This is a genomic window from Xanthomonas bonasiae (genome assembly GCF_017163705.1).
Classification (GTDB): Bacteria; Pseudomonadota; Gammaproteobacteria; order Xanthomonadales; family Xanthomonadaceae; genus Xanthomonas_A; species Xanthomonas_A bonasiae.
Genome location: NZ_JAFIWB010000009.1, coordinates 1 through 24,392, shown reverse-complemented (window position 1 = coordinate 24,392; position 24,392 = coordinate 1). Strand labels below are relative to the sequence as shown.

At 70.3% G+C, this 24,392-nt stretch carries 18 protein-coding genes; 2 read left to right on the top strand and 16 right to left on the bottom strand.

Annotation, left to right across the window (positions count from 1 at the left end; all coding sequences use genetic code 11):
• Positions 1 to 159: 159 nt before the first annotated feature.
• The 12 genes from JR064_RS10415 to JR064_RS10360 all read right to left on the bottom strand — a co-directional run bounded on the left by JR064_RS10415 (position 160) and on the right by JR064_RS10360 (position 15,462).
• Entirely contained in the window at positions 160 to 1,617 is a 1,458-nt protein-coding gene (locus JR064_RS10415) for a septal ring lytic transglycosylase RlpA family protein (protein WP_206229670.1), read from the bottom strand.
• Positions 1,614 to 2,750 carry a lytic murein transglycosylase B gene (gene mltB / locus JR064_RS10410; RefSeq protein ID WP_206229669.1) on the bottom strand — a complete coding sequence of 379 codons (1,137 nt, stop codon included), beginning with the start codon at positions 2,748 to 2,750 and terminating at the stop codon, positions 1,614 to 1,616. Before mltB ends, JR064_RS10415 begins: the two co-directional genes overlap by 4 nt.
• Before the next feature lie 225 nt (positions 2,751 to 2,975).
• Positions 2,976 to 4,367, bottom strand: coding sequence for an NAD-dependent succinate-semialdehyde dehydrogenase (locus tag JR064_RS10405; protein WP_206229668.1), 1,392 nt, complete (start codon positions 4,365 to 4,367; stop codon positions 2,976 to 2,978).
• A gap of 67 nt (positions 4,368 to 4,434) precedes the next feature.
• On the bottom strand, positions 4,435 to 5,841 hold the full coding sequence (locus JR064_RS10400) for an NAD(P)(+) transhydrogenase (Re/Si-specific) subunit beta (protein ID WP_206229667.1): 1,407 nt from the start codon (positions 5,839 to 5,841) through the stop codon (positions 4,435 to 4,437).
• 4 nt (positions 5,842 to 5,845) lie between these two features.
• Positions 5,846 to 6,172, bottom strand: coding sequence for an NAD(P) transhydrogenase subunit alpha part 2 (locus JR064_RS10395; RefSeq protein WP_179567371.1), 327 nt, complete (start codon positions 6,170 to 6,172; stop codon positions 5,846 to 5,848).
• 3 nt (positions 6,173 to 6,175) lie between these two features.
• Positions 6,176 to 7,318: an NAD(P) transhydrogenase subunit alpha gene (locus JR064_RS10390; protein ID WP_206229666.1), complete on the bottom strand. Its 1,143-nt coding sequence runs from the start codon at positions 7,316 to 7,318 to the stop codon at positions 6,176 to 6,178.
• Positions 7,319 to 7,751: 433 nt separating this feature from the next.
• Positions 7,752 to 9,086, bottom strand: coding sequence for a virulence factor family protein (locus tag JR064_RS10385; RefSeq protein WP_206229665.1), 1,335 nt, complete (start codon positions 9,084 to 9,086; stop codon positions 7,752 to 7,754).
• Between the two features lie 340 nt (positions 9,087 to 9,426).
• Positions 9,427 to 10,545 carry a rod shape-determining protein RodA gene (rodA, locus tag JR064_RS10380; protein WP_179567377.1) on the bottom strand — a complete coding sequence of 373 codons (1,119 nt, stop codon included), beginning with the start codon at positions 10,543 to 10,545 and terminating at the stop codon, positions 9,427 to 9,429.
• Positions 10,542 to 12,599 carry a penicillin-binding protein 2 gene (mrdA, locus tag JR064_RS10375; RefSeq protein ID WP_206229664.1) on the bottom strand — a complete coding sequence of 686 codons (2,058 nt, stop codon included), beginning with the start codon at positions 12,597 to 12,599 and terminating at the stop codon, positions 10,542 to 10,544. Before mrdA ends, rodA begins: the two co-directional genes overlap by 4 nt.
• A 1-nt stretch (position 12,600) precedes the next feature.
• Entirely contained in the window at positions 12,601 to 13,086 is a 486-nt protein-coding gene (gene mreD, locus JR064_RS10370) for a rod shape-determining protein MreD (RefSeq protein ID WP_179567381.1), read from the bottom strand.
• Entirely contained in the window at positions 13,083 to 14,246 is a 1,164-nt protein-coding gene (gene mreC / locus JR064_RS10365; protein WP_206229663.1) for a rod shape-determining protein MreC, read from the bottom strand. The genes mreD and mreC overlap by 4 nt, the downstream gene beginning before the upstream one ends.
• 169 nt (positions 14,247 to 14,415) lie before the next feature.
• Entirely contained in the window at positions 14,416 to 15,462 is a 1,047-nt protein-coding gene (locus JR064_RS10360; protein WP_003465837.1) for a rod shape-determining protein, read from the bottom strand.
• A 262-nt stretch (positions 15,463 to 15,724) separates the two neighbouring features.
• Here JR064_RS10360 and JR064_RS10355 point away from each other — a divergent pair, with 262 nt between their 5' ends.
• Both JR064_RS10355 and JR064_RS10350 read left to right on the top strand, forming a co-directional pair.
• Complete coding sequence (locus tag JR064_RS10355; RefSeq protein WP_179567385.1) at positions 15,725 to 16,657, top strand: carbohydrate kinase family protein; 933 nt, start codon at positions 15,725 to 15,727, stop codon at positions 16,655 to 16,657.
• Between the two features lie 254 nt (positions 16,658 to 16,911).
• A complete protein-coding gene (locus JR064_RS10350) occupies positions 16,912 to 18,897 on the top strand; it encodes a sigma 54-interacting transcriptional regulator (RefSeq protein ID WP_206229662.1) in 1,986 nt (661 codons plus the stop codon).
• A 440-nt stretch (positions 18,898 to 19,337) separates the two neighbouring features.
• Here the strand turns inward: JR064_RS10350 and JR064_RS10345 are convergent, their stop codons facing one another.
• From JR064_RS10345 to JR064_RS10330, 4 genes are all read right to left on the bottom strand, one after another.
• Positions 19,338 to 21,734: a TonB-dependent receptor gene (locus JR064_RS10345; RefSeq protein ID WP_206229661.1), complete on the bottom strand. Its 2,397-nt coding sequence runs from the start codon at positions 21,732 to 21,734 to the stop codon at positions 19,338 to 19,340.
• A 15-nt stretch (positions 21,735 to 21,749) separates the two neighbouring features.
• Positions 21,750 to 22,859, bottom strand: a complete 1,110-nt coding sequence (locus tag JR064_RS10340; RefSeq protein ID WP_179567391.1) for an S-(hydroxymethyl)glutathione dehydrogenase/class III alcohol dehydrogenase — start codon at positions 22,857 to 22,859, stop codon at positions 21,750 to 21,752.
• A 46-nt stretch (positions 22,860 to 22,905) separates the two neighbouring features.
• On the bottom strand, positions 22,906 to 23,931 hold the full coding sequence (locus JR064_RS10335) for a beta-propeller fold lactonase family protein (RefSeq protein WP_206229660.1): 1,026 nt from the start codon (positions 23,929 to 23,931) through the stop codon (positions 22,906 to 22,908).
• A partial coding sequence (locus JR064_RS10330) for a c-type cytochrome (RefSeq protein WP_206229659.1) occupies positions 23,928 to 24,392 on the bottom strand: 465 nt, incomplete at its 5' end. The genes JR064_RS10330 and JR064_RS10335, both read right to left, overlap by 4 nt.

Sequence of the window (24,392 nt, the reverse complement as noted above, 5' to 3'; positions counted from 1 at the left end):
GTAAACGAGGCATTGTAGGGCCAGCCGGCGCCCGCCCAGGCGCCGCAGCGGCGCAGGCGGGAGTCGGCGTTAAGCCATCGGCGCGGGAGCGACACGCGAACCTGGCGACGGCCGGCACGCGGCGGCGCGAGCGACAGGCGTACGGGTTCGCCGCGCGCTTCAGTCCTTGACGATCTGCGGACGCCCGAAGCCGAGGCCGGCGATGCGGCTGGCCAACTCGGTGGCGCGGCCATGGTCCTCGGCCGCGACCCGCAGCCGCCACAGCGTGCGTCCGCCGGACACGATGTCGCTGACGCTGGCGCCGACGATGCCGGCCGAGGCCAGCTGCGACAGCGCGCGGTTGGCGTTCTCGCGGCTGGCGAAACTGGCCACCTGCAACAGGATGCCGAGCGGGCCGCGCGCGGCCGCGTTGTCGGCGGCCGCGCGGGTCGCCGACACGGCCGGCGCCGGTGCCGGTGCCGCAGCCGCGACGGGGGTCGCGGTGGAGGCCGGCGCCGCGGCAGCGGTGGCGCGTCGCGGCGGCACCTGCGTGGTGGCGACGCTCGCATCGACCTTGGCCGGCTTGCCGGTCGCCACGCGCACGCCGCGCGATTTCATCCAGTCGTCGAAATGGTCGGCATTGGCCGCGGTGTCGGCATCGGCCTGCACGCGATAGCGCCAGCGCTCGCCTTCCGGCAAAGCGGCTGCCGCCGCGGTCGCACTGGCGGCGCTGGGCGCAGCGGCGCTGGACGCGGCAGCGCTGCGCGCCGACACGCTGGACGCGGCGACGACGGTGGCCGGCTTGGCCGGCAAGGCCTTGACCAGGTTGTCCATGTCGGTGGCGCGCCGCGCCGCCGCGGTCTGCACGGCACTGCCCGTTCCGGCCGCGCTGGCCAGCGTGGTGCCCGTCGCGACCTGCTTGCCGGTCCGCCGCGACGCGAGCAGGTTGCCGTTGTCGGCCGGGGTCAGCCCGCGCACTTCGACCCGGCCGGTGCCCTTGCCGGTGATGCCGAGCTTGACCGCCGCCGCGTAGCTCAGGTCGATGACCCGGTCGTCATGGAACGGTCCGCGGTCGTTGACCCGCACCACCACCGATTCGCCGTTGTCCAGGTTGGTGACCAGGGCGAAGCTGGGCAGCGGCAGGGTCTTGTGCGCGGCGGTGAACGCGTACATGTCGTAGACCTCGCGGTTGGAGGTCAGGCGGCCATGGAACTTGCTGCCGTAGTAAGAGGCGGTGCCGCGTTCGACGTAGCTGTGCGGGTCGTCGATGATCTTGTATTCGCGGCCGAGCACCATGTACGGCGAGCGGTTGCCGACCGCCGAGCGCGGCTCGTTGGTGACCAGCGGCTCGGGGATGCAGGCCACGTTGGGCACGTAGTCCGGCGTGCTGTCGCTGACCCCCGGCGCGTACAGGCCGCCGGCGGTGTAGTTACCGCGCGTGGACGGGTCTTCCTTGGCCGGCGCGTACGGCGAGGTGGACGGGCAGCCGGTGGCGACATGCGCCGGGCCGCGGCCTTCCACCCTGACCCCGGGCGCGGCGGCGCCGCCGCCGGCGGTCTTCTTCGGGGCGCTGCTGCAGGCGGCCAGCGCCAGCAGGGCGACGACGGGAACGATCCGGAGCAGCGCGTTCGGGTTCATGCCGGGGGTAACTCCTTGCCGGCGATGGCCTGGGACAGCTGGTACACGGCCATCGCGTACATCTTGGAAATGTTGTAACGGGTGATCGCGTAGTAGTTCTGGAAGCCGAGCCAGTACTGCTTGCCGGCGCTGCCGTCGAGCGTGATCGGGGTGGCGGTGGCGCCGGCCGGGACCGGTGCGGCCGGCTGGTAGCCGCGCGCGGCCAGGTCGGCCAGCGTGTAGCTCGGGGTCCAGTCGGTCGGATTGAATTCCTCGGCGCCGGGACGCAGCGTGGCCGGCACCGCGACCGCGCCGTCGCGGACCCAGCCGCCCTTCTTGACGAAGTAGTTGGCGATCGAGGAGAACATGTCGTCGTAGTCGGTGAACAGGTTGCGCTTGCCGTCGCCATCGCCGTCCACCGCGAACTGGCGGTAGCTGGACGGCATGAACTGGCCCAGGCCCATCGCGCCGGCGTAGCTGCCGATCAGCGTGGCGATGTCCAGGTTCTCTTCGCGGCCGAGCGCGAACAGCTGGCCGAGTTCGTCGCGGAAGAACAGCTCGCGGCGCACTTCGCGCTCGAGCTTGGCCGGATCGCCGCTGCGCGGATAGCGGAACGCCAGCGTGTACAGCGCGTCGAGCACGCGGTAGCTGCCGGCGTTCTTGCCGTAACTGGTCTCCACGCCGATGATCGCCACGATGATCTCCGGCGGCACGCCGGTGCGCGCCTGCACCCGCATCAGTTCTTCGCGATGCGTGGCCAGGAACGCGCGACCGCCGTCGATGCGCGCCTGGCTGATGAACATCGGCCGGTATTCGTTCCACGGCTTGACCCGCTCGGCCGGGCGCGACATCGCCGCCACGATCGCGTCCTTGAACTGCGCCTGCGCCAGCGTCGCCTCGATCTGTGCCGGGTCCAGGCCGTACCTGGCGGCGGTGTCGCGGACGAAGTTGGCGCGCGCGATCTCGAACGGCACCGGGGTCAGGTCGACCGGCGGCGCGGGCACCGCCTCGGGCGCCGCCTCCACCGGCAACGCCGGGCGCGGCGCGGGCTGCGGCAGCGCATTGGCCTGCGGCGGCGGCGGCGGAGCCTTGGGCTGGGTCGCGCATGCGACCAGGCCAAGCGTGATCAGGCAAATCAGCGAGCGTCGAATCATGCCGGCAGGTTAACAGAGTCCAGATGAATTTCCACCAATAACGCCATGAAACAAAAGAACTTTGCTGCGAGTCAAGTGCGCCTGGCGTATTCATGCTGAACAGCGCGGCGATGCCCCGCTGGGGCGCGGCGCCGGCATCGGCGCCATCGCCGGCTGCGCAGCGCAAACGCAAAGGCCGCCGGTGGTTGCCCACCGACGGCCCGGAGTGCTGCGCGGCGCCGATGCTCAGAACGGCGCGTCGATGTCCACCACGTCGATCAGCTTGTGGTTGACGAACTCCTTGATGCCCAGCCCGATCAGCTCGCGGCCGTAGCCGGAGCGGCGCACGCCGCCGAACGGCAGGTCGGCCTTGACCATGGTCGGATGGTTGACGAACACCATGCCGGTGGAGATGCGCCTGGCCACGTCGACGCCGCGCGCGGTGTCGGCGGTGAACACCGAGCCGCCCAGGCCGAACGGCGAGTCGTTGGCGATGCGCACCGCCTCGTCCTCGTCGGCGGCCTCGAACAGCATCGACACCGGACCGAAGAACTCCTGGTAGTAGGCCGGGTTGTCCTTGGTCACGTTGGTCAGGATGGTCGGCTGCACGAACGCGCCCTGCGTCGGCACCTTGGGACCGACCTCGGTGGCGGTGGCGCCATGGTCGACCGCCGCGGCGATCTGCAGCTTGAGCTCGTCGGCCGCGCCCTGCGAGGACAGCGGCGCCAGCGTGGTCGCCGCGTCCATCGGATCGCCGGCCTTGAGTGCGGCCACGCCCTGCGTGTAGCGGTGCAGGAACTGCTCGTACACCTCCCGCACGATGATCATGCGCTTGGACGACACGCACACCTGGCCGCCGTTCCAGTGGCGGCCGAACACTGCCCACTTCACCGTCTTGTCCAGCTCGGCATCGGCCAGCACCACGAAGGCGTCGGCGCCGCCCAGTTCCATCGTCGATTTCTTCAGCGCCCTGGCCGCCTGCGCGGCGACGATGGCGCCGGCGCCTTCCGAGCCGGTCAGCGCCACGCCGTGTACGCGCGGATCGTTGAGGATGGTCTCCACCTGGGTGCGAGTGGCGTAGAGGTTGGCGAACGCACCGGCCGGCAGCCCGGCTTCGGCCATCAGCGCTTCGAACCTGGCCGCGCACTGCGGCACGTTGGAGGCGTGCTTGAGCAATACCGTGTTGCCGGCCGACAGCTGCGGGGCGATGATCCGCGCGATCTGGTAGTACGGGAAGTTCCACGGCTCGATCGCCAGCAGCACGCCCAGCGGTTCGTGCACCACCATCGCCTCGCCCTCGGCCGGATCGGCCACCGGCAATGTTTCCGGCGCCAGCAGGCGCTCGGCATTGACCGCGTAGTACTCGAAGATGTCGGCCGACAGGGTCACCTCGGCTTCGGCCTCGCCGATCAGCTTGCCCATTTCCAGGGTCAGCAACTTGGCGTAGCCGCGCACATCGGCGCGCAACAGCTGCGCCGCCGCGTGCATGACCTTGGCGCGCTCGGCGAAGGAGGCGTTCTTCCAGTGCTGGAAGGCGGTATCGGCTGCGCCGATCGCGGCGAGCACCTGCGCATCGGTGGCCTCGGGGAAACTGGCGAGCAGTTCGCCGGTGTAGGGATTGCGGGTCGCATAAGCCATGGTCGTGTCCTCGTGTAAGGTGGGAAAGCGCCGGCGCGTGGCTGCGCCGGCACGGGAATCGGTTCGGTCAGCCGGCAAGTTCCTTGACCGCCTGCACCATGCGGTTGAGCACCGCGGCGGCATCGCCGTAGACCATGTCGCAGTTGTCGCCGTAGAACAGCAGGTTCTCCACGCCGGCGTAGCCCTTGCCCTGGCCGCGCTTGATCACGTAGACCTGGTGCGCCTGGTCGGCGTTGAGGATCGGCATGCCGTAGATCGGCGAGGCCTTGTCGGTGCGCGCGGCCGGGTTGACCACGTCGTTGGCGCCGATCACCAGCGCCACGTCGGTGCTGGCGAAGCTGTCGTTGATGTCTTCCATGTCGAAGATCAGGTCGTAGGGCACGCCGGCCTCGGCGAGCAGCACGTTCATGTGCCCGGGCATGCGCCCGGCGACCGGATGGATCGCGAACTTCACGTCGACGTCGGCGGCCTGCAGCAGCTTGACCAGTTCGTACAGCCGCGCCTGCGCCTGCGCCACCGCCAGGCCGTAGCCGGGCACGATGATCACGCTGGAGGCATAGCGCATCGCCACCGCCGCATCGCCGGCTTCCACCGCGGTCATGCGGCCCTGCACGTCGCCCTGCGCCACCGCGGCGCCGTCGCCGAAATTGCTGAACAGCACGTTGGCCAGCGAGCGGTTCATCGCCTTGGCCATCAGCACGGTCAGCAGCGTGCCGGCCGAGCCGACCACCATGCCGGCGATCATCAGCGCCGGGTTCTGCAGCGCGAAGCCTTCAAGGCCCACCGCCAGGCCGGTGAAGGCGTTGTACAGCGAGATCACCACCGGCATGTCGGCGCCGCCGATCGGCAGCGTCATCAGGATGCCGAAGCCCAGCGCGGCGACGAAGAACGCCAGTGCCGCCCAGCCGCCGCCGATCTGCGCAACGACCAGCGTGCCGAGCGCCAGCGCCGCGACGAACACGCCCGCGTTGAACACGCTCTGGCCCTTGAAGCGCCAGGCGCTGTTGATGCGGCCGTCGAGCTTGGCCCAGGCGATCACCGAACCGGACAGCGAGATCGCCCCGATCAACGCGCCGAGCACGGTCACCGCCAGGTGCAGGCCGCCGTGCTGCGGCTGCCGCGAGGTCAGCGCGACCGCGGCCACCGCGGCCGCGGCACCGCCGCCCATGCCGTTGTACAGCGCCACCATCTGCGGCATCGCGGTCACCGCCACGCTGCGTCCGCTGCGCCAGGCCCAGGCGCCGCCGAGCGCCAGCGCCAGCAGCGCCAGGGCGAGATTGGTCAGCGCGTGCGGCTGCGCGCTGGGCTGCAGATCGGCCAGATAGCCGAACGCGGCGGCGACCGCGACCAGCATGCCGATGCCGGCCAGCACGATGCCGCGCAGCGCGGTCACCGGCGAGGACATGTGCTTGAGGCCGAGAATGAACAACAGGGCGGCGGCGAACCCGCTGACTTCCACCAGTAGCTGCAACATGGCGCTATTCCTTCGGGGCGGAGGCGGAGACGGATTTGGCGCTGGGCTTGAACATCGCCAGCATGCGGTCGGTGACCACGTAACCGCCGGCGGCGTTGCCGGCGCCGAGCAGCACGCCGACGAAGCCGATCGCCTGGCCGGCGACGGTGTCGGCGTTGAACAGCGCGTGCATCGCGCCGACCACGACGATGCCGTGGATGAAGTTGGAACCGGACATCAGCGGCGTGTGCAGGATCGACGGCACCTTGCCGATCACTTCGTAGCCGGTGAACGCAGCGAGCATGAACACGTACAACGCGATCATCCAGCTCATCGACAGATCGAGATTCATCGCTCAGGACTCCTTGGTGGCGGGCGCAGGCGGCGCCGCGCGTGGCGTGGGATGGCAGACTTGGCCGTCGCGGGTGAGCAGGGTGCCGGCCACGACCTCGTCGTCGAAGTCCGGCGCCAGCGCGCCGTCGCGGACCAGCAGCTCGAGCAGGTTCAGCAGGTTCTTCGCGTACAGCTCGCTGGCGTGCTGGGCCAATGCCGAGGGCACGTTGAACGGCGCGACGATGGTCACCGGCCCCACTTCCACGGTCTGCCCGGGCACGCTGCCCTCGCAGTTGCCGCCGCTGTCGGCGGCCAGGTCCACGATCACCGCACCGGGTTTCATGCCGGCGATCTGCGCGCGGTCGATCAGGATCGGCGCGGTGCGTCCGGGCACGTTGGCGGTGGTGACGATCATGTCGGCCTGCTGGATGTGCTGGGTCAGCACCGCGGCGGCCTTGGCCCGCTCCTCTGCGGTGAGTTCGCGCGCATAGCCGCCCTCGCCGCGCGCATCGATGCCGGTGTCGACGAACTTGGCGCCGACCGACTGCGCCTGCTCGCGCGTCTCCGGACGCACGTCGTAGCCTTCGGTGATCGCGCCGAGCCGGTGAGCGGTGGCCAGCGCCTGCAGGCCGGCCACGCCCAGGCCCATCACCAGCACGCGCGCGGCGCGCAGCGAGCCGACCGCGGTGGTCATCATCGGCAGGATCCGCGGCAGGTGCACCGCGCCCAGCAGCGGCGCGTAGTAGCCGGCCAGCGCGGCCTGGCTGGACAGCACGTCCAGCGCCTGCGCGCGGCTGATCCGCGGCACGGTTTCCATCGCGAACGCGGTGATGCGGCGTTCGCACAGCACCTCCAGCAAGCCCGGCGCCTTGGCCGGATACAGCATCGCCACCAGCACGCTGCCCGGACGCATCGCCGCCAGCGTCTGCAGCGACGGCGCCTGCACCGCCAGCACCAGGTCGGCGCCGGCGACGACTTCCTGCGCATCGTCGAGCACGGTGGCGCCGGCATAGGCGGCATCGTCGAAGCGCGAGGCCGTACCGGCCCCCGCCTGCAGGCGCAATTGTGCGCCGAGTTTCGCCAGCTTCGGCAGCACCGCGGGCACCATCGCCACGCGGCGCTCGCCGGCCTGCTCTTCCTTCACTACCGCTACGGTGAACGCCATGGGTCGGTGCCTGTGGGGAACTGCAGGCACGATGCGCGCGCGGCCCGCCGCGAACATTGATTGCGATCAATTGCGGCCGGCGCAGTGGCCTGCGGTACAGGCGCGGGACGATTAAGGTAGCGATAGCGCCTGTCAGCGCTGTCGGGCTGGCGCCTCGCCGCGCCGACTACGACGCGGGAACGACCGGCATCCAGCTGCGCGCGGGCAGCGCACCGGACACGTGGTCGCCCAGGCGCCGGCAACGCTGCCGGTGGAGCGTTGCGGGTCGCAGCCGTGCACGCGGATACGCGCGCTGCCTGCCTTCAGCGCAGCGACGCAGATGACGCGTTGGAGGCGGACGCGACGGCCATGCGCGCATGGCCGGGCGCGACGGAGGCCTGGATCGTCATCCGCCCCGGCAGCGGCAGCGCCGAGGCCGAGGCACCGGACATCGCTATTGCAGCGCGCCGGGCGGAGTGCGCAGCGGCGCGGGTTGCGCCGCGCCGGCGCGAGGATGCCCGGCATCGAGCGCCGCGACAGGATGGCGCGCGTCTTCTGCGAGCTGCTGCCAACGCGCGTCGACGATCGTCGCCAATCCGGCCGGATGCTGGTCGAAATGGTGGCCGCCGTGCAGCGCGACGATCTTCGCACCGCTGTCGCGCAGCTGCGGGCACACCGTGTCCTTCTCCTGGTCGCCATACACGCACAGCAGCTGCGACGGCGCGATGCGCGCGATTTCCGGCAGCACCGGCTTGGCGTCGTCGGCATCGCCCAGGTCGAACCAGTTGCGCACGCGGATCTGGAAATCGGCCTTGTGGTCCACGCCGAACAGGGCGAGCAGGCCGACCTGCGCGCGCTGCGCCGGCGGCAGGCGGTTGTACATGAACGGCATCGCGGTGGCACCGAAGGAATAGCCCACCAGCAGGATGCGCTGCGGGTGCCAGCGCTGCTGGTAGTGGTCGATGACCCGCGCCAGGTCGGCGCTGGCCTGCGCCGGCGGCTTGTCGCGCCAGAAGTAGCGCAGGCTGTCCCAGCCGACCACCGCGATGCCGCGCCGTTGCAAGGCCTCGGCCATGCCCTTGTCGATGTCGCGCCAGCCGCCGTCGCCGGACAGCACGATCGCCAGCGGCGCGCCGGGCACGCGCACCGGCAATTCGGTCAACGGCAGGTCGTCGAGCGCACCGCCGCTGCCCGGCATGTGCAGGTGCGCGGCCACGCGCGCGGCCAGCATCGTCTCCGGCGCAGCGCCCACCGGTGCCGCCGCGATGTCGACGAAGCCCTGCGCGCTGTTGGCGTGCGCAGTGCCGGCGCAGACCTCGGTCGGCGCCGGCGCGATGCCGATCGCGCCCCCCAGGGTCGCCGCTGGCGCGGCGCCGACGATGCGCTCGGCCAGGGTCGCACCGGTGCCGGTGCCGGCCAGCATCGGCAGGAAGTAGCGGTCGCCGTGCAGATCGCGCTGCAGGTGCCGGCTCAACTGCTCGGCATCGTGCCAGGCATGGCCGCAGCCGGTGCCGGCGCGCTGCAGGCGCGTCAGGTAGCGATCGCCGTCGACCGTCGCGACCACCGCGCCGGTCGCGGCGATGCGCGCCGCCGCGGCCTGGCGCTGCGCGCGGTTGCCGCTGGCGAACAGGATCACCATGCCCTGCGGCGGGCCGGGCGGCTGGGTCAGCGCGACCCGGCCGTAGCCGTGGCTGTGCATCGCGCCGACAGGAAAGTAGTAGCGGATCAACGCATAGCCGCTCAGGCCGAGCGCAACGCTCAGCAGCAGCAGGAATTTCAGGAATTTCATCGACACACATCCATGTCGGCACAGCCGAGCGGACAGGAACCACGGGGAAGACGAGAGAGGAACTGGTGCAGGCGGACGGACGCAAGGACACGACACGGGCCTGGCCCGGATCGACGCTGCGCTGCGTTGGCTCCCCTCGGTGGACGCGGGTCGGCTGGGCGGCATCGAGGCCGCGCGTGGCTCACCCGGAACGGATCCTGCGCTCGCAGCGGACCGGAAAATCCGGCGCCGCGACGTGGCATCGACGCGAATTGTGCGCAGCGCCGACACATGCCGCAATCGTCTGCCACATCACCGCATACTTGCGGTTAAGCCAGCGCGCGCCGGCGGTGCGTGCGGCTCAGTAGCCGTGCACCGGGCGGTGCGCCTTGACCGCCATCACCAGGCCCAGCCCGGCCAGCAGCGACACCGCGGAGGTGCCGCCATAGCTCATCAGCGGCATCGGCACGCCGACCACCGGCAGCAGCCCGGAGATCATGCCGCCGTTGACCAGCACGTAGACGAAGAACGCCAGGCCGGTGGCGCCGGCGAGCAGGCGCGAGAACGTGTCGCGCGCCTGCGCGGCGATCCACAGGCAGCGCGCGATCACCACCAGGTACAGGGTCAGCACCGTGGCCACGCCGATCCAGCCGAACTCCTCGCTGAGCACCGAGAACGCGAAGTCGGTGGTCTGTTCGGGAATGAAGTTCAGGTGCGACTGCGAGCCCAGGCCCCAGCCCTTGCCGTGCAGGCCGCCGGAGCCGATCGCGATCTTGGACTGGATGATGTTCCAGCCCGCGCCGAGCGCATCGTTCTCCGGATTGAGGAACATCATGATCCGGTCCTTCTGGTACGGCCGCAGCAGCCATAGCCAGGCCACCGGCGCGGCCGCGGCGACGCCGCCCACCGCGATGCCCACCCACCACCACGGCAGCCCGGCCAGCAGCAGCACGAAACCGCCGCTGGCGGCGATCAGCACGCCGGTGCCGAAGTCCGGCTGCAGCATGATCAGCGCGGTGGGAATGCCGATGATCACCGCGCTGACCAGCACCGTGGGCACGCGCGGCGGCAGCGGCACGCGGTGCAGGTACCAGGCCACCATCATCGGCATGCTGATCTTCAGCAGTTCGGCCGGCTGCAGGTAGAACACCTTCAGGTCCAGCCACTGCCGGCCGTACTTGCCGGTGCCCAGCGCGAACACCGCCAGCAGCGGCAGCATCGACAGCGCATAGATCAGCGGCGTCCACGCGCGCAGGCGCAGCGCCGAGACCCGCGACAGGCCCCACATCGCCGCCGCGCCGATCGCGAAGCGGATGGCCTGGGCCAGCATCAGGTGGTTGCCGCCGGCCTGGCCGCCGGCGCTCTTGAGCACCGCCAGGCCGATCACCATCAGCGCGCCCAGGGCCAGGCACATCGGCCAGTCCAGGGTGCGGGCGAAACGGCCGCCGAGATCGGTCAGCCAGCGCAGGAAATCCTTCATCGTTCGTCCGGGATCTCGTCGGGGATCGGTGGCGGCGCCGCCGGCAGCGGCACCTCGGCGGCCTCCACTTCGACCGGGCCGATCAGCACCGGGCGCTCGCCGGCGGCCAGCGCCACCGCGTCGGCGGCGCCGCGCGAGCCCGGATCCTCGGCGTAGTACAGCTGGCTGCCGAACGCGGTGGCGCCGCGCAGGCTGTCCAGCGGCTCGATGCCGGCGGGCAGGCGCCCGAGCAGCCAGGCATCGAAGATCTTGCGCGCGATCGGCGCGGCGGTGCTGGCGCCGTAGCCGCCGCCTTCCACCGCCACCGCCAGCGCGATGGTCGGCTGCTCGGCCGGGGCGAAACCCTCGAACAGCGAGCGATGGCGCAGGTGCATCGGCAGGCTGCGCGGATCCACCGCGGCCAGGCCCTTGCGGCTGACCACCTGCGCGGTACCGGTCTTGCCGGCCATCTGGTACGGCGCGCTGACCGCGATCGCATGCCCGCTGCCGCCGGGACGCATGGTGTCCATCATGCCCTCGCGCACCGCCTGCAGGTTGCCGGGATTGTCGCTGATCGGCTTGCCCGGGCCGAGCGCCACCGGCGCCCACGGCTGGTCGAACGCGCCGCGCTGGGCCATCACCAGGTGCGGGGTGCGCAGTTGGCCATCGGCGATGCCGGCCACCGCGCGCACCAGCTGCAGCGGGGTCACCTTCCAGTCGCCCTGGCCGATGGCGATGTTGACCGTGTCGCCGGGATACCACGCTTCCTTGCGGCTTTTGGCCTTGTAGGCCGGCGACGGCACGATGCCGCCGATCTCGCCCATCAGGTCGATGCCGGTCGGCGCGCCGAAGCCGTAGCGGTTCATGTACTGGTCGACCTTGGTGATGCCCATGTCGACGGCCAGCTTGTAGTAGTACGTGTTGACCGACTGCGCGATCGACTTGCGCAGGTCGGTCCAGCCGTGCCCGCCGCGGTGCGAGTCGCCCCAGCCGCGACTGACCCCGGGCAGGTAGAACATGCCGGTGGACAGGATCTTGTCCTCCGGCCGGCGCGTGCCGCTGTCCAGACCGGCCAGGCCCATGAACGGCTTGATCGTCGAACCGGGCGCCACCCCGCCGAGCACCAGGCGGTTGAACTGCGGCCGCGACGGATCGCTGTTGAGCGCCTGGAAGTCGGCGTGCGAGATGCCGTTGACGAACAGGTTGGGATCGTAGGACGGCAGGCTGACCATCGCCAGGATCTCGCCGGTGCGCGGATCGATCGCGATGGCCGCGCCCTGGTAGTCGCCGAACGCGGCGACCATCGCGCGCTGCAGGTCGGCGTCGATGGACAGGCGCAGATCGGCGCCGGACTGCGCCGGGACCCGGCCGACGGTGCGGATCGCGCGGCCCTGCACGTTGGTCTCGACCTGCTCGTAGCCGACCTTGCCGCGCAGTTCCTCTTCGTAATAGCGCTCCAGCCCGGACTTGCCGATGTGGGTCAGCGCGGCATTGCCCTCGCCGAGCATCTCCAGGTCCTTCTCGTCGATGCGGCCGACGTAGCCGATGATGTGCGCGAACAGGTCGCCGTAGGGGTAGTGGCGGGTCAGGTACGGCTCCAGTTCCACGCCGGGGAAGCGCCAGCGGTCCACCGCGAAACGCGCGCGCTCCTCCTCGCTGACCCGCAGCTTGAGGGTGACCGGGCGGAAACTGCGGCTGGCCTTGCGCGCGGCCTGGAAGCGCTCGATGTCCTCCGCCGACAGCGCGATGACCTTGCCCAGCTCGGCCAGCAGCGCGTCCATGTCCTCGACCTTGTCCGGGGTCACGTCGAGCCGGAACGCGGGCACGTTCTCGGCCAGCAGGCGGCCGTTGCGGTCGTAGATCATGCCGCGCCCCGGCACCACCGGCCGCGGCTTGATCCGGTTCGCGTCCGAGCGCGTGGCGTAGATGTCGTGGTCCAGCACCTGCAGCTTGAAATACCAGGCGCCCAGGCCGACCAGCGCCACCAGCACGCCGAAGAAGCCCAGCGCCGCGCGGCGCCGGAACTGCTCGGCCTCGGCGTGCGGGTTCTTCTGCGTGCGGCGGGTGAAGGCCACGCTACTTGCTCCGCCGGCCCAGCCGCAGCGCGTCCAGCAGCACGAACAGCGGCGGCCACAGCGCCATGCCCAGCAGCGGCGCCCACCAGTAGTTCCACGGCAGCGTCGGCTCGCCCACCGCCAGGTGCACCGCCGCGGCGACGATGCGGTCGTTGACCAGCAGGCCGCCGATCGCCAGCGCCTGCTGCGACATCGGGAAGAAGCGGATCCGCGCGCGGAAGCGCTGCAGGATGAAGCTCAGGATCACCAGCCGCAGCGCCTGCTCGCCGAGCACCCCGCCGTACAGCAGGTCGGCGACCACGCCGATGGCGAAGGCGAACCCCAGCCCGACCTTGTCCGGGGTCTCGATCACCCAGTACGCCACCACCAGCGCCAGCCAGTACGGGCGCAGCGGCTGCAGCAACAGCGGCAACGGCAGCAAGCCCAGCACCAGCGCCAGGATCACGCTGACCGGCAGCACCCAGCCTTTGCTGCGGGGGCGGCTCATTGCTGCGTCTCCTGTGGAGACGCCGGGATTGGGGATTCGGGATTCGGGATTCGAGGGGATAGCGGCTGTTTGCGGGCAGCGGGCGCGGCGGAGGCCGCGGGAGCGGGAGCCGTCGCGGTACGTGCCGGCGGCGGGGTGGCGGCCGATCGCGAAGGCGTGGCCTGCTGGGAGTCCGGAAGTGGGGAGGACGCCGGCTGAGTTGGCGCGGTGGAAGCCGCGGATGGCACACGACCATTGCCGCCACCGCTGGCGCCGCTTTTATCCAATCCCGCGCGCTCTTCGACAGCCGCAGGCTGGCCATCCCCACTCCCCAATCCCGTTGCGGAGGCCGAAGGCCGCAGCAACAACACATCCCGCCCCCGATCCAGCTTCGCCGCCGGCTTCAGGTTGCCGACCAGGAAGGCGTGGGTGTCGTCCGGGCGCAGCGTCGCCACCGTGCCGACCGGGAAGCCGGCCGGGAAGCGGCCGCCCAGGCCGGAGGTGACGATCTCGTCGCCGACTTCGACCCCGGCGCTGAGCGGCACGTCGCGCAGTTCGAGGGTGTCGCCGCGGCCGTAGACGATCAGGCGCACGCCGTTGCGCGCCACCGTCACCGGCACCGCGTGGTCCGGGTCGGTCAGCAGCAGCACGGTGGAGTGCAGCGGGGTCACCTCGATCACCTGGCCCATCAGCCCGCCGGCGTCGATGACCGCCTGGCCGACGTGGACGCCGTCGCGGCCGCCGGCGTCGAGCACCAGGCGCTGCCGGGTCGGGTCCAGGTCGATGTCCAGGATCGGCGCCAGCTGCACGTCCAGGCCGCGGCGCTCGGCCACGCCCAGCAGCTCGCGCAGCTGCGCGTTGTCCAGCGCCGCGGTCTGCAGCCGGGTCAGCCGCGCCTTGGCGATCAGCAGTTCGTTGCGCAGCGCGCGGTTCTCCCTGACCAGCTGCGCATGGCTGGCGGCGTTCTCCTGCACCTGCGAGCCGAGCCGGCCCGGCAGCCCGGCCAGCGCCCACAGCGGCTGCACCAGCAGGTTGGTCTGGCTGCGCAGCTGGGCCAGCCAGCCGGCCTGCGCATCGAGCACGATCAGCACCACCGCCAGGGCCAGGTACGCCAGCAGGCGCGGCGTGCTGGCGGCTTCGCCCGGGCGGGCAGTGACGGGAGGACCGGCGTAGGGAGGCACAGTTAAAGCCGGGATTGGGGAATCGGGAATGGGGAATCGGAAAGCAACAGCGCATCCCCGGCTTGATCAGGCCGGGGCGCAGGCAAGGGAGCGGCTGCGGAGCCGGCAATGTCGGTGCGGAGGGGCCGTTCGATTCCCCATTCCCCACTCCCCATTCCCGGCTTCACGATCACTCCGGCGCGAAGAACTCGTTGCCGTGCATGTCCACCAGCTCCAGCGCCCGGCCGCCGCCGCGGGCCACGCAGGTCAACGGATCGTCGGCGACCTGCACGTGCAGGCCGGTCTCCTCGGAGATCAGCCGGTCCAGGTCGCGCAGCAGCGCACCGCCGCCGGTCAGCACGATGCCGCGCTCGGCGACATCGGCGCACAGCTCCGGCGGGGTCTGCTCCAGCGCCAGCTTGACCGCCGAGACGATGCCCGACAGTGGCTCGTGCAGCGCCTCCAGCACCTCGTTGGAGTTGATCTTGATCATCTTCGGCACGCCCTCGGCGAGGTTGCGGCCGGAGATTTCCATCTCCTGCACCTCTTCCTGCGGATAGGCGCAGCCGATCTGCAGCTTGATCCGCTCGGCGGTGGCCTCGCCGATCAGCATGCCGTGGTTGCGGCGCACGTAGTTGGTGATCGACTCGTCGAAGCGGTCGCCGCCGATGCGCACCGACTGCGAATAGACGATGCCGTTCAGCGAGATCACCGCCACCTCGGTGGTGCCGCCGCCGATGTCGATGACCATCGAACCGCGCGCCTCGGTGACCGGCATGCCGGCGCCGATCGCCGCGGCCATCGGTTCCTCGATCAGGTACACGTCGCGCGCGCCGGCCTCCTCGGCCGATTCCTTGATCGCGCGGCGCTCGACCTGGGTCGAGCCGGCCGGCACGCAGACCAGCACGCGCGGGCTCGGACGCAGGAAGCGCGACTTGTGCACCTTCTTGATGAAGTGCTTCAGCATCGCCTCGGTATAGGTGAAGTCGGCGATGACGCCGTCCTTCATCGGGCGGATGGTGGTGATGTGGCCCGGGGTGCGGCCGAGCATCTGCTTGGCCTCGGCGCCGACCGCGGCCACCGAACGGGTGCCGCCGATCGCCCGGTCCTGGCGCACCGCGACCACCGACGGTTCGTTCAGCACGATGCCCTGGCCACGCACGTAGATGAGGGTGTTGGCCGTGCCCAGATCGATGGACAGGTCGTTGGAGAACATGCCGCGGAGTTTCTTGAACATCGGGGAATTGAGTCCTGGGGAGTCGCGTGCCGTCGCCGAATGGCGAAAAAATGGGCAGAAAACGAAGTCTGCTAGCGTAACAACCCACCTGGGTGCGGGCAAGGAAAATTCTCGCTAAAACCGCGCCTTGCATGCACTCGCAGGGGGCGCCGTGCATCGTGCTTGTGGCCCTGCCCGGCCGCAGCCGTTACCCTTTGCGCCGCGGCGACCCCGCACGCTGCCCGCCTGAATGCGGGCTCATCCCTCCGCCAAGGCCTGCCCGATGTCCGCACTGATCTGTGGTTCCCTCGCTTTCGACACCATCATGGTGTTCCCGGACCAGTTCAAGAACCACATCCTGCCGGACAAGGTGCACATCCTGAACGTGTCGTTCCTGGTGCCGCGGATGCGCCGCGAGTTCGGCGGCTGCGCCGGCAACATCGCCTACAACCTGCACCTGCTGGGCGGCGATCCTATCCCGATGGGCACCGTGGGCCAGGATTTCGGCCCGTACCGCGAGCATTTCGAGACGCTGGGCATCGACCTGTCGCGGGTCAAGGTGATCGACGAGCTGTTCACCCCGCAGGCGTTCATCACCACCGACCACGACAACAACCAGATCACCGCGTTCCATCCCGGCGCGATGATGCGCAGCTACGAGAACCACGTGCGCGACGTGCCGGGCGTGACCCTGGGCCTAGTCGGCCCGGACGGGCGCGAGGGCATGATCCAGAACGCCGAGGAATTCGCCGCCGGCGGCATCCCCTTCATCTTCGATCCCGGCCAGGCGATGCCGCTGTTCAACGGCCCGGAGCTGCGCACCTTCATCGAACAGGCCGACTACGTGGTGGTCAACGACTACGAGTCCAACCTGCTGCAGGAGCGCACCGGCTGGAACGAGCAGGACATCGTCTCGCGGGTGCAGGCCTACATCACCACCCAGGGCCCGAAGGGCGCACTGGTGTACACCCCCGACAAGACCTACGACGTCCCGCCGGCGCACGAGCGCCGCGTGGTCGACCCGACCGGCTGCGGCGACGCGTTCCGCGCCGGCCTGATCTTCGGCATCGAGCGCGGCTGCGACTGGCTGACGATCGGGCGCATGGGCAATCTGATGGGCGCGCTGAAGGTGGAACACCCGGGCACCCAGAACCAGCGCTTCGACTTCGACGAGTTCAACGACCAGTTCAAGCAGCAGTTCGGGTATGCCTTGTAGCCGGGATTGGGGAGTCGGGATTGGGGATTCGTAAAAGCAGGGTTCTGGCGCCTTGATGCCACGACAAGCCGCGCGATCGCGCGGTTTTTCGTTTTGGCCCAGGGCGGCAAGGGATCCGACCCAGGCAAGCCGCTCTTGCCAATCCCCAATCCCGACTCCCCACTCCCGGCTTTTGCTGCACTGCGGTTTGAGCCAAGGCCCGGTTTGTGCGTCACTGCCACTCTGGTCCCGGGTGGGGACCGAGGATGCGCCACGTGTCGGAACTGACTGTCGCCAACCTCCTGCAGGCCACGGCTGGACCGCCGTCCGCTGCCGAGGCGGAATCCGCGTTGCTGGCGCGGATGCGCCGCTTCCGCCAGATCGAACCGCTGCCGCCGGCGCTGGCGCGCTCCTGGCAGCGCTGCCTGGACGAGTACGGACTGAGTCCGGACGCCCCCCCTTCGCCGATGGTCCACGACGGCAGCGGGCTGCGCGAGCGCCAGCAGCGGCTCGAAGAGGTGCTGCGCATCGCCAAGGTGGAGATGGAGAACCTCTACGAGCAGATCGCCGGCGGCGGCTACGCGGTGGTGTTCGCCGACGCCGAGGCGACCTTGCTGCACAGCGTGCAGGACCCGGCGCTGCTGCGCGAATTCCGCGAGACCGGGCTGTTCTGCGGCGCCAGCTGGGCCGAGCGCTACCAGGGCACCAACGGCATCGGCACCTGCGCGGTGGAGCGCAGCGCGCTCGGCGTGCACCGCGGGGAGCATTATCTGGTCCGGCATCTGCCGCTGTCGTGCAGCGGCGCGCCGATCCTCGACCCGCACGGACAATTGCTGGCGGTCCTGGATGCTTCCACCCCGGACGCGCGCGACACCAAGCTGGTGCAGCGCCACACCAGCGCGCTGGTGCGCATGTCGGCGGCGCAGATCGCGCGTTCGTATTTCCTGGAGCAGTACCGGCATGCGTGGATCCTGCGCTTCCACAGCCGCCCGGAGTTCGCCGGCCTGCTGCACGAGGCGCTGATGGCGATCGGCGACGACGGCTGCGTGCTGGCCGTCAACGATGCCGCGCTGGAACAGCTCGGCAAGGGCGATCGCGGCCTGCTGGTCGGGCGCGACATCTCGCAGGTGATGCAGCTGGACTTCGACACCGTGGAACAGCGCGCGCGCAACGACGCCAGCACGCTGTGGTCGATCCGCTGCGCCTGCCACGGGCGCCGCTTCTTCGCCCTGGCGCAGCCGCCGCGCCGCGACGCTGTCGCCGGCCACGCGCGCGCCGCCAGTGCCGACAGCGGCGAGGCGGCCTATTCGCGCGAACACGTCGGCTCCGATCCGCGCATGCGCCACAATCTGGACAACGCGCTGAAGCTGGCCGCGCATCGGGTGTCGATCCTGCTGTGCGGCGCCACCGGCACCGGCAAGGAGGAATTCGCCAAGGCGGTGCACCGCGGCTCGCCGTGGGCGGCGCGGCCGTTCGTGGCGGTGAACTGCGCGGCGATCCCGGAGGCGCTGATCGAGAGCGAACTGTTCGGCTATGCGCGCGGCGCGTTCACCGATGCCGCGCGCGAAGGCCGCCACGGCAAGCTGCTGCAGGCCAGCGGCGGCACCCTGTTCCTGGACGAGATCGGCGACATGCCGCTGCCGCTGCAGACGCGGCTGCTGCGCGTGCTGGAAGAACAGAGCGTGACCCCGCTGGGCAGCGACCGGGCGATGCCGCTGGAACTGCACGTGATCAGCGCCAGCCACCGCGACCTGATGCAGATGGTGGCGGCCGGCGAATTCCGCGAGGACCTGTACTACCGCCTCAACGGCGTGGTGCTGCACCTGCCGCCGCTGCGCGAGCGCAGCGACAAGGCCGAACTGATCCGCACCCTGCTGCGCGAGGAGAGCGGCGAGCATCACGTGCGCATCAACGAAGATGCGCTGCACAAGCTGCTCAGCTACGCCTGGCCGGGCAACCTGCGGCAACTGCGCAACGTGCTGCGCACCGCCGCGGTGCTGTGCGCCGACGGCATGATCCGCATCTCCAACCTGCCGCAGGAAATCGTCGATGCCGACAGCGGCCCGTGCCTGGTCAACGGCGATGCGGTCGCCGCCGACGACATGCCCGGCCGCGTGGCCCTGGACAGCGCCGAGCGCAGCGTGCTGCAGCAGCAGCTCGAACGCCACCGCTGGAACGTCAGCCGCACCGCCGACGCACTCGGCATCAGCCGCAACACCCTGTACCGCAAACTGCGCAAGCATGGATTGGCGACGGCCTGAGTGCGGGTGCGAAGCTGCTCGATCACGCCATCCCGCGTACGCCAACGCTCTCTGCAGGAGCGGCTTCAGCCGCGACATCGAAGCCGGATACCCAGCGGCTTCGATGTCGCGGCTGAAGTCGCTCCTACAAAGGAGCTCTCGCCTGGTGCGGCGATGCGCATCCATGCCGTTGTTGTGGGAGGGACTTCAGTTCCGACTGCCTCCGAAGCCTGAAAATTTCCGGCTTCGATGTCGCGGCTGAAGCCGCTCCTACAAACAACCGTGGCCTGGTGCGGCGATGCACATCCGTGCCGTTGCAGGAGGGACTTCAGTCCCGACTGCTGTCGAAGCCTGAAACTTTCCGGCTTCGATGCCGCGATTGAAGCCGCTCCTACAAAAAGCATTCGCCCGGAGCAGGCGGCGCGGCGCCATGCGCTGCGCTGCACAGATCACCGGCCACTCTAGAACCGCCAGCGCAAACCGACCTGGTACTGCCGTGGCGCGCCAGGGGCGACGAAGCGCGAGGGGCCGTCCTCGACCGCGGCGTCCTGCGGGCGCGCCAGCGCGCCGTCCGGGAACAGGTCCTCGGCGACCGCCGCATAGGTCTCGTAGCGGCGATCGAACAGGTTGTTGATGCGCAGGTACAGCGACAGGCCGTCGGCGATCTGCCAGGTGCCGTGCACGTCGACCAACGCGTAGCCGCCGGTGGACAGGTCGTGGCGCACTGCGTCTTCGCCATCCTCGGGATCCTCGACCAGGCCGTCCTCGTTGCCGCTGGCCACGCGCCGCGAGATCGCGCGCAGGTCCGCGCCCAATGCCAATGGCGCCAGCGCCTGCCACTCCACGCCCAGCTTCAGCGTGTTGCGCGGCAGGCCGGCGATGCGCATGCCCGGATGCAGCTCGATGGTGCGCTCGCCGGACAGCAGTTCGCCGTCGCTGCGGTAGGTCGCGTCCAGGTAGCTGTAGGCGGCGAACCAGCGCAGCGGGCCGCTGCTGGCGCGCCAGCTCAGGTCCGCGCCCTGGTAGCGGGTGCGATCGACGTTGTCGAAGTAGCCCAGCTGGGTATTCGGCGCGCGCAGGAACAGGATGTCGTTGCGATTGTCGGCACGATACAGCGAGGCGTTGAAGGCCTGCTCCGGCGATGGGTTCCAGCGCACGCCGACTTCGTAGGTGCGCGAGACGATCTGCTCCAGGCGCGGGTCGGCCTGCAGCCCGGTCGGCAGCCGGCACGGCTGTTCCGGATCGGCGCAGCCCAGTTCGATCGCGGTCGGCGCGCGGCTGTTCTGCGAGGCCGAGGCGAAAGCGGTGAAGCCGCCGCCCAGGCGCTGGGTGATGCCCAGCGACGGATTGGCCTTGGCGAACACGAAGCGCTCGCGCGGCAGCGCGCCGTCCTCGGCGGTGGACAGCACGTTGCTGACCTCGACCCGGTTCCAGCGCAACGCGCCGGTCACGTGGGTGGCCTCGCTCACTTCCCAGGTGTCGGCGGCGAATACGCCCAGCGTGCTGCTGCGGCCGCTGACCCCGGAAAAGAATTCGCGCTCCTCGTCGGGATCGGCGACGACGGCGCGGTCGTCCTCCACGAAGCCTTCCTGTGCGTATTGCCGGTAGCGCACCCGGTTGCGATCGTAGGTGGCGCCGAGGCTGAGCGCATGCGCGCCGGCCTGACGGCTGAAGTTCAGCGCCACGCCCTCGGCGTGCTGGCGCATCTGCGTGGTGTTGAGCACGCCGCTGTGCAGGGCGTCGGCCTCGGCGCGCGACACCGTGCAGTCGTCGTCCAGCGGCGTGCCGTCGGCGGCGTAGCCATCGGCGCAGTCCTCGACGAATTCCTCGTAGTCCTCGTTGATGTCGCCATTGACCGTGTCGCGGCGGCCGTCGCGGTAATAGGCCAACAGATGTAGCGACGTGTCCGCGTCGAAGCGGTGGTCCAGTTGCGCGGTCAGCAGGGTGTTGCGGTTGCGGGTCAGGTCCGGCGAGGTATAGACCGCGTCGCGATCGGCCTCGTACAGGCCGGGCTCGATGCCGTCGTCGGTGTAGCGGCTGCCGGGCAGCAGGCCGTTGCCGATCAGGCGGCTGCGCCCGTGCAGCAGCGACACGTCCCAGTCGGTGTTTTCGCCCTGCCGCCCGAGCTTGCCGAATACGGTGCCGAGGCGGCCTTCGGACGCGTCGCGCCAACCGTCCTCGTCGAAACCGGTGACCGCGACGAAGGCGTGCAGGCCATCGCGGCCGGCATAGCCGTAGGACGCGTCCAGGCGCTTGCGCGCGCCGCTGCCGAACGACAGATCCGCGCGCAGGCCCGGCGCGGTCAGGCCCGACTGGGTGGTGAACGCCAGCGCGCCGCCCAGCGTGTTGGGGCCGAACAACGGGTTGGAGCCGGGCATCAGCGCCACGCTGCGGATCGCCGCCTCCGGCATCATGTCCCAGCTGACGATGTCGGCAAACGGTTCGTTCATGCGTACCCCGTCCAGGTAGACCGACACGCCCTGCGAGGCGCCCGGCAACGCCGAGGCGCGGAAGCCGCGGAAGGTGAGATCGGTCTGGAACGGGCTGCCCTGCACCTCGTTGGTGTCCACGCCGTTCATCTGCCGCAGCATGAAATCGGTGAGGTTGCCAGCCTGGCTGCGCGCGATGTCGTCGGCGTTGGCGGTCTGCACCGTGTACGGCAGGTGGTCGGCATCGATCAGGGTGCCGGGGATCGGCGTGGCGGTGACCTCGACCCGGTCCAGCGCGGTGATCTGCGCATCGCCGGCATTGACCGTGGTCTGCGCGCCGGCCGGCGCGGCGGCCAAGGCGATGGCGATGGCGACGGCCAGCGCATGCGCGCTTGCCAGCGAAGTACCACGTTCCTTGTTGCAAGCCATGTTTGCTCCTACGTGTCAGTACAGTACGACCGATTTGATGCCCCTGCCCGCGCGGATCGCATCGAAGGCGCGGTTGATGTCCTGCAGCGGCAGCGTCTCGCTGATGAGTTCGTCGATGCGGATCTCGCCGGCCAGGTAGCGCTCGGCGTAGGCCGGCAGTTCGCTGCGGCCCTTGACCCCGCCGAACGCGCTGCCGCGCCAGGCGCGGCCGGTGACCAGTTGCAGCGGCCGCGTGCTGATCTCCTGCGCGCTCGGCGCCACTCCCAGGATGATGCTTTCGCCCCAGCCCTTGTGGCAGCACTCCAGCGCCGCGCGCATCGCGCGCACGTCGCCGACGCACTCGAAGCTGTGGTCGGCGCCGCCGTCGGTGAGATCGACGATCACCTGCTGCACCGGCGCGCCGAAGTCCTTCGGATCCAGGCAGTCGGTGGCGCCCAGTGCGCGCGCCAGCTCGAACTTGTCGCGGTTGATGTCGACCACGATGATGCGCCCGGCGCGCGCCATCACCGCGCCCTGCACCACCGACAGGCCGATGCCGCCGAGTCCGAACACCGCCACGCTGTCGCCGGGCCGCACCCGCGCGGTGTTGAGCACCGCGCCGATGCCGGTGGTGATCGTGCAGCCGAGCAGGCACACCTTGTCCAGCGGCGCGGAGGGATGGATCTTGGCCACCGCGATCTCCGGCAGCACGGTGTACTCGGCGAAGGTGCTGGTGCCCATGTAGTGCAGGATCGGCCGCCCGCGCAGCGAGAAGCGGCTGCTGCCGTCGGGCATCAGCCCGCGGTCCTGGCTGGCGCGGATCGCCTGGCACAGATTGGTGCGCCCGGAACGGCAGAACTTGCACACCCCGCATTCGGGCATGTACAGCGGGATCACATGGTCGCCGGGGCGCACGCTGGTGACGCCGATGCCGACCTCCTCGACCACGCCGGCGCCTTCCTGGCCCAGGATCACCGGGAACGCGGCATCCGGATCGGCGCCGGACAGGGTGCTGGCGTCGCTGTGGCACACGCCGCTGGCGACCAGGCGCACCAGCACCTCGCCGGCCTTGGGCGGTTGCAGGTCCACCTCCTCGATGGCCAGCGGTTGGTTCGCCGCCCAGGCGACAGCGGCTCGCGTCTTCATTCCCCTCTCCCCGCATCCTCTCGCTGTGCCGCATGCGCTCCTCGCCTCATTGCGCGATGACCACACCCCAGGGCATGTCGCCCACTGCGATCTGCTTGATCTCCTTCATGGTGGTCGTGTCGATGACGCTCACGCTGTTGGAGCGGCCGTTGGCCACGTACAGCTTCTTGCCGTCGGCGCTGAGCGCCGGATTCCACGGGCGCTGCCCGACCGGGATCTCGGCCAGGCTGGCGCGCGCGGACGGGTCGATCACGCTGACCGTGCCGGCGCCGCCGTTGGAGGCGTAGACGCGGCTGCCATCGCGCGAAATGGCGATGCCGGCGGTGCGCTGCCCGGCCGGGATGCTGGCCACGCGCCGGCGTGCGACCAGATCGATCACATCGACCACGCTGGCCGCTTCCTGCGCCACGTACACGGTATTGCCGTCGGGGGCGAACGCCATGCCGCGCGGATGGCCGCTGGTGGCGATGATGCCGGTGGACTTGCCCGCCTTCAGGTCGATCACGTCCAGGTCGTTGGAGCCTTCGTTGCTGGTCAGCAGCAGCGCGCCGTCGGGACTGTACACGCAGTGCTCCGGCGCCTGGCCCTGGGTGGCGATGCGCGCGCCGATCGCGAAACTGGCCGGATCGATCAGCATCACCTGGTTCTGCCCTTCCACGCAGACCGCGAACTGGCGGCCGTCCGGCGACGCGGCGATGCCCTCGGCGTTCTCGCCGATGTCCACGCTGCGCAGCACCCGGTCCTGCACCGTATCCAGCTCCAGCAGCCGGTGCCCTTGCGCGTCGATCACGTACAGGTGCCCCGAGGGTCCGGGCAGGATCTGCTGCAGGCGCTTGCCGAGCTGGCCCTGCGCGGACAGCGTGCGCAGCACCGCGTCGGTGCCGGTGTCGATCACCGAGATGGTGCCGGCGCGCTGGTTGGGCACGTACGCCAGCGCCGCCGCCGGCGTGGCGGACGGCGTGGCGTCGGCGTTCGCCTCCGCGGCAGGCGCGGCCGCGCGCTGGCAGGCGGCGCCGGCCAACAGCAGCGCCAGCGCAGCGGTGCCCAGCGTGCGGCGCGCGCCTGGGATCATGGCGCCGCGCCCGCGGTCTTGTTGATCGAGTGGATGAAGGCCAGCAGCTTCTCGGTGTCGCCGTCCTTGAGCACCGGCGCGAACGGCGGCATCTGCCCGACCACCTTCTCGTGGCCGACGCGGACCTTGCCGTGCGCGGTCATGCCGGCGGTTCCTTCGCTGATCAGCGTGCGCAGCGTGTCGTCGTCGTGGCCGTAGACCCAGATGTCATTGGTCAGCGGCGGGCACATGCCGCCACCGCCGGTGCCGCCGTGGCAGGCGCTGCAGCCGGCGGACAGGAAGATCTTCTTGCCCTCGGCGGCGAGCTCCGGCGTCACCTTCACCGGCGGGCCTTTCGGGATCGGGGTGACCGCGGCCGGCGGCGGGGTCGCGGCGGCGGCGGCCGGCGCAGCGACCGGGGCGGCCGGAGCCGTGTTGGGCGCAGCTGCGGGGGCGGGTGTCGCCGACGGAGCGGCAGGCGT

Bases quoted from the DNA above. Each gene is read 5' to 3' on its own strand.
- JR064_RS10415 (WP_206229670.1), bottom strand. From the start codon at position 1,617: ATGAACCCGAACGCGCTGCTCCGGATCGTTCCCGTCGTCGCCCTGCTG.
- mltB (WP_206229669.1), bottom strand. From the start codon at position 2,750: ATGATTCGACGCTCGCTGATTTGCCTGATCACGCTTGGCCTGGTCGCA.
- JR064_RS10405 (WP_206229668.1), bottom strand. From the start codon at position 4,367: ATGGCTTATGCGACCCGCAATCCCTACACCGGCGAACTGCTCGCCAGT.
- JR064_RS10400 (WP_206229667.1), bottom strand. From the start codon at position 5,841: ATGTTGCAGCTACTGGTGGAAGTCAGCGGGTTCGCCGCCGCCCTGTTG.
- JR064_RS10395 (WP_179567371.1), bottom strand. From the start codon at position 6,172: ATGAATCTCGATCTGTCGATGAGCTGGATGATCGCGTTGTACGTGTTC.
- JR064_RS10390 (WP_206229666.1), bottom strand. From the start codon at position 7,318: ATGGCGTTCACCGTAGCGGTAGTGAAGGAAGAGCAGGCCGGCGAGCGC.
- JR064_RS10385 (WP_206229665.1), bottom strand. From the start codon at position 9,086: ATGAAATTCCTGAAATTCCTGCTGCTGCTGAGCGTTGCGCTCGGCCTG.
- rodA (WP_179567377.1), bottom strand. From the start codon at position 10,545: ATGAAGGATTTCCTGCGCTGGCTGACCGATCTCGGCGGCCGTTTCGCC.
- mreD (WP_179567381.1), bottom strand. From the start codon at position 13,086: ATGAGCCGCCCCCGCAGCAAAGGCTGGGTGCTGCCGGTCAGCGTGATC.
- JR064_RS10360 (WP_003465837.1), bottom strand. From the start codon at position 15,462: ATGTTCAAGAAACTCCGCGGCATGTTCTCCAACGACCTGTCCATCGAT.
- JR064_RS10355 (WP_179567385.1), top strand. From the start codon at position 15,725: ATGTCCGCACTGATCTGTGGTTCCCTCGCTTTCGACACCATCATGGTG.
- JR064_RS10345 (WP_206229661.1), bottom strand. From the start codon at position 21,734: ATGGCTTGCAACAAGGAACGTGGTACTTCGCTGGCAAGCGCGCATGCG.
- JR064_RS10340 (WP_179567391.1), bottom strand. From the start codon at position 22,859: ATGAAGACGCGAGCCGCTGTCGCCTGGGCGGCGAACCAACCGCTGGCC.
- JR064_RS10335 (WP_206229660.1), bottom strand. From the start codon at position 23,931: ATGATCCCAGGCGCGCGCCGCACGCTGGGCACCGCTGCGCTGGCGCTG.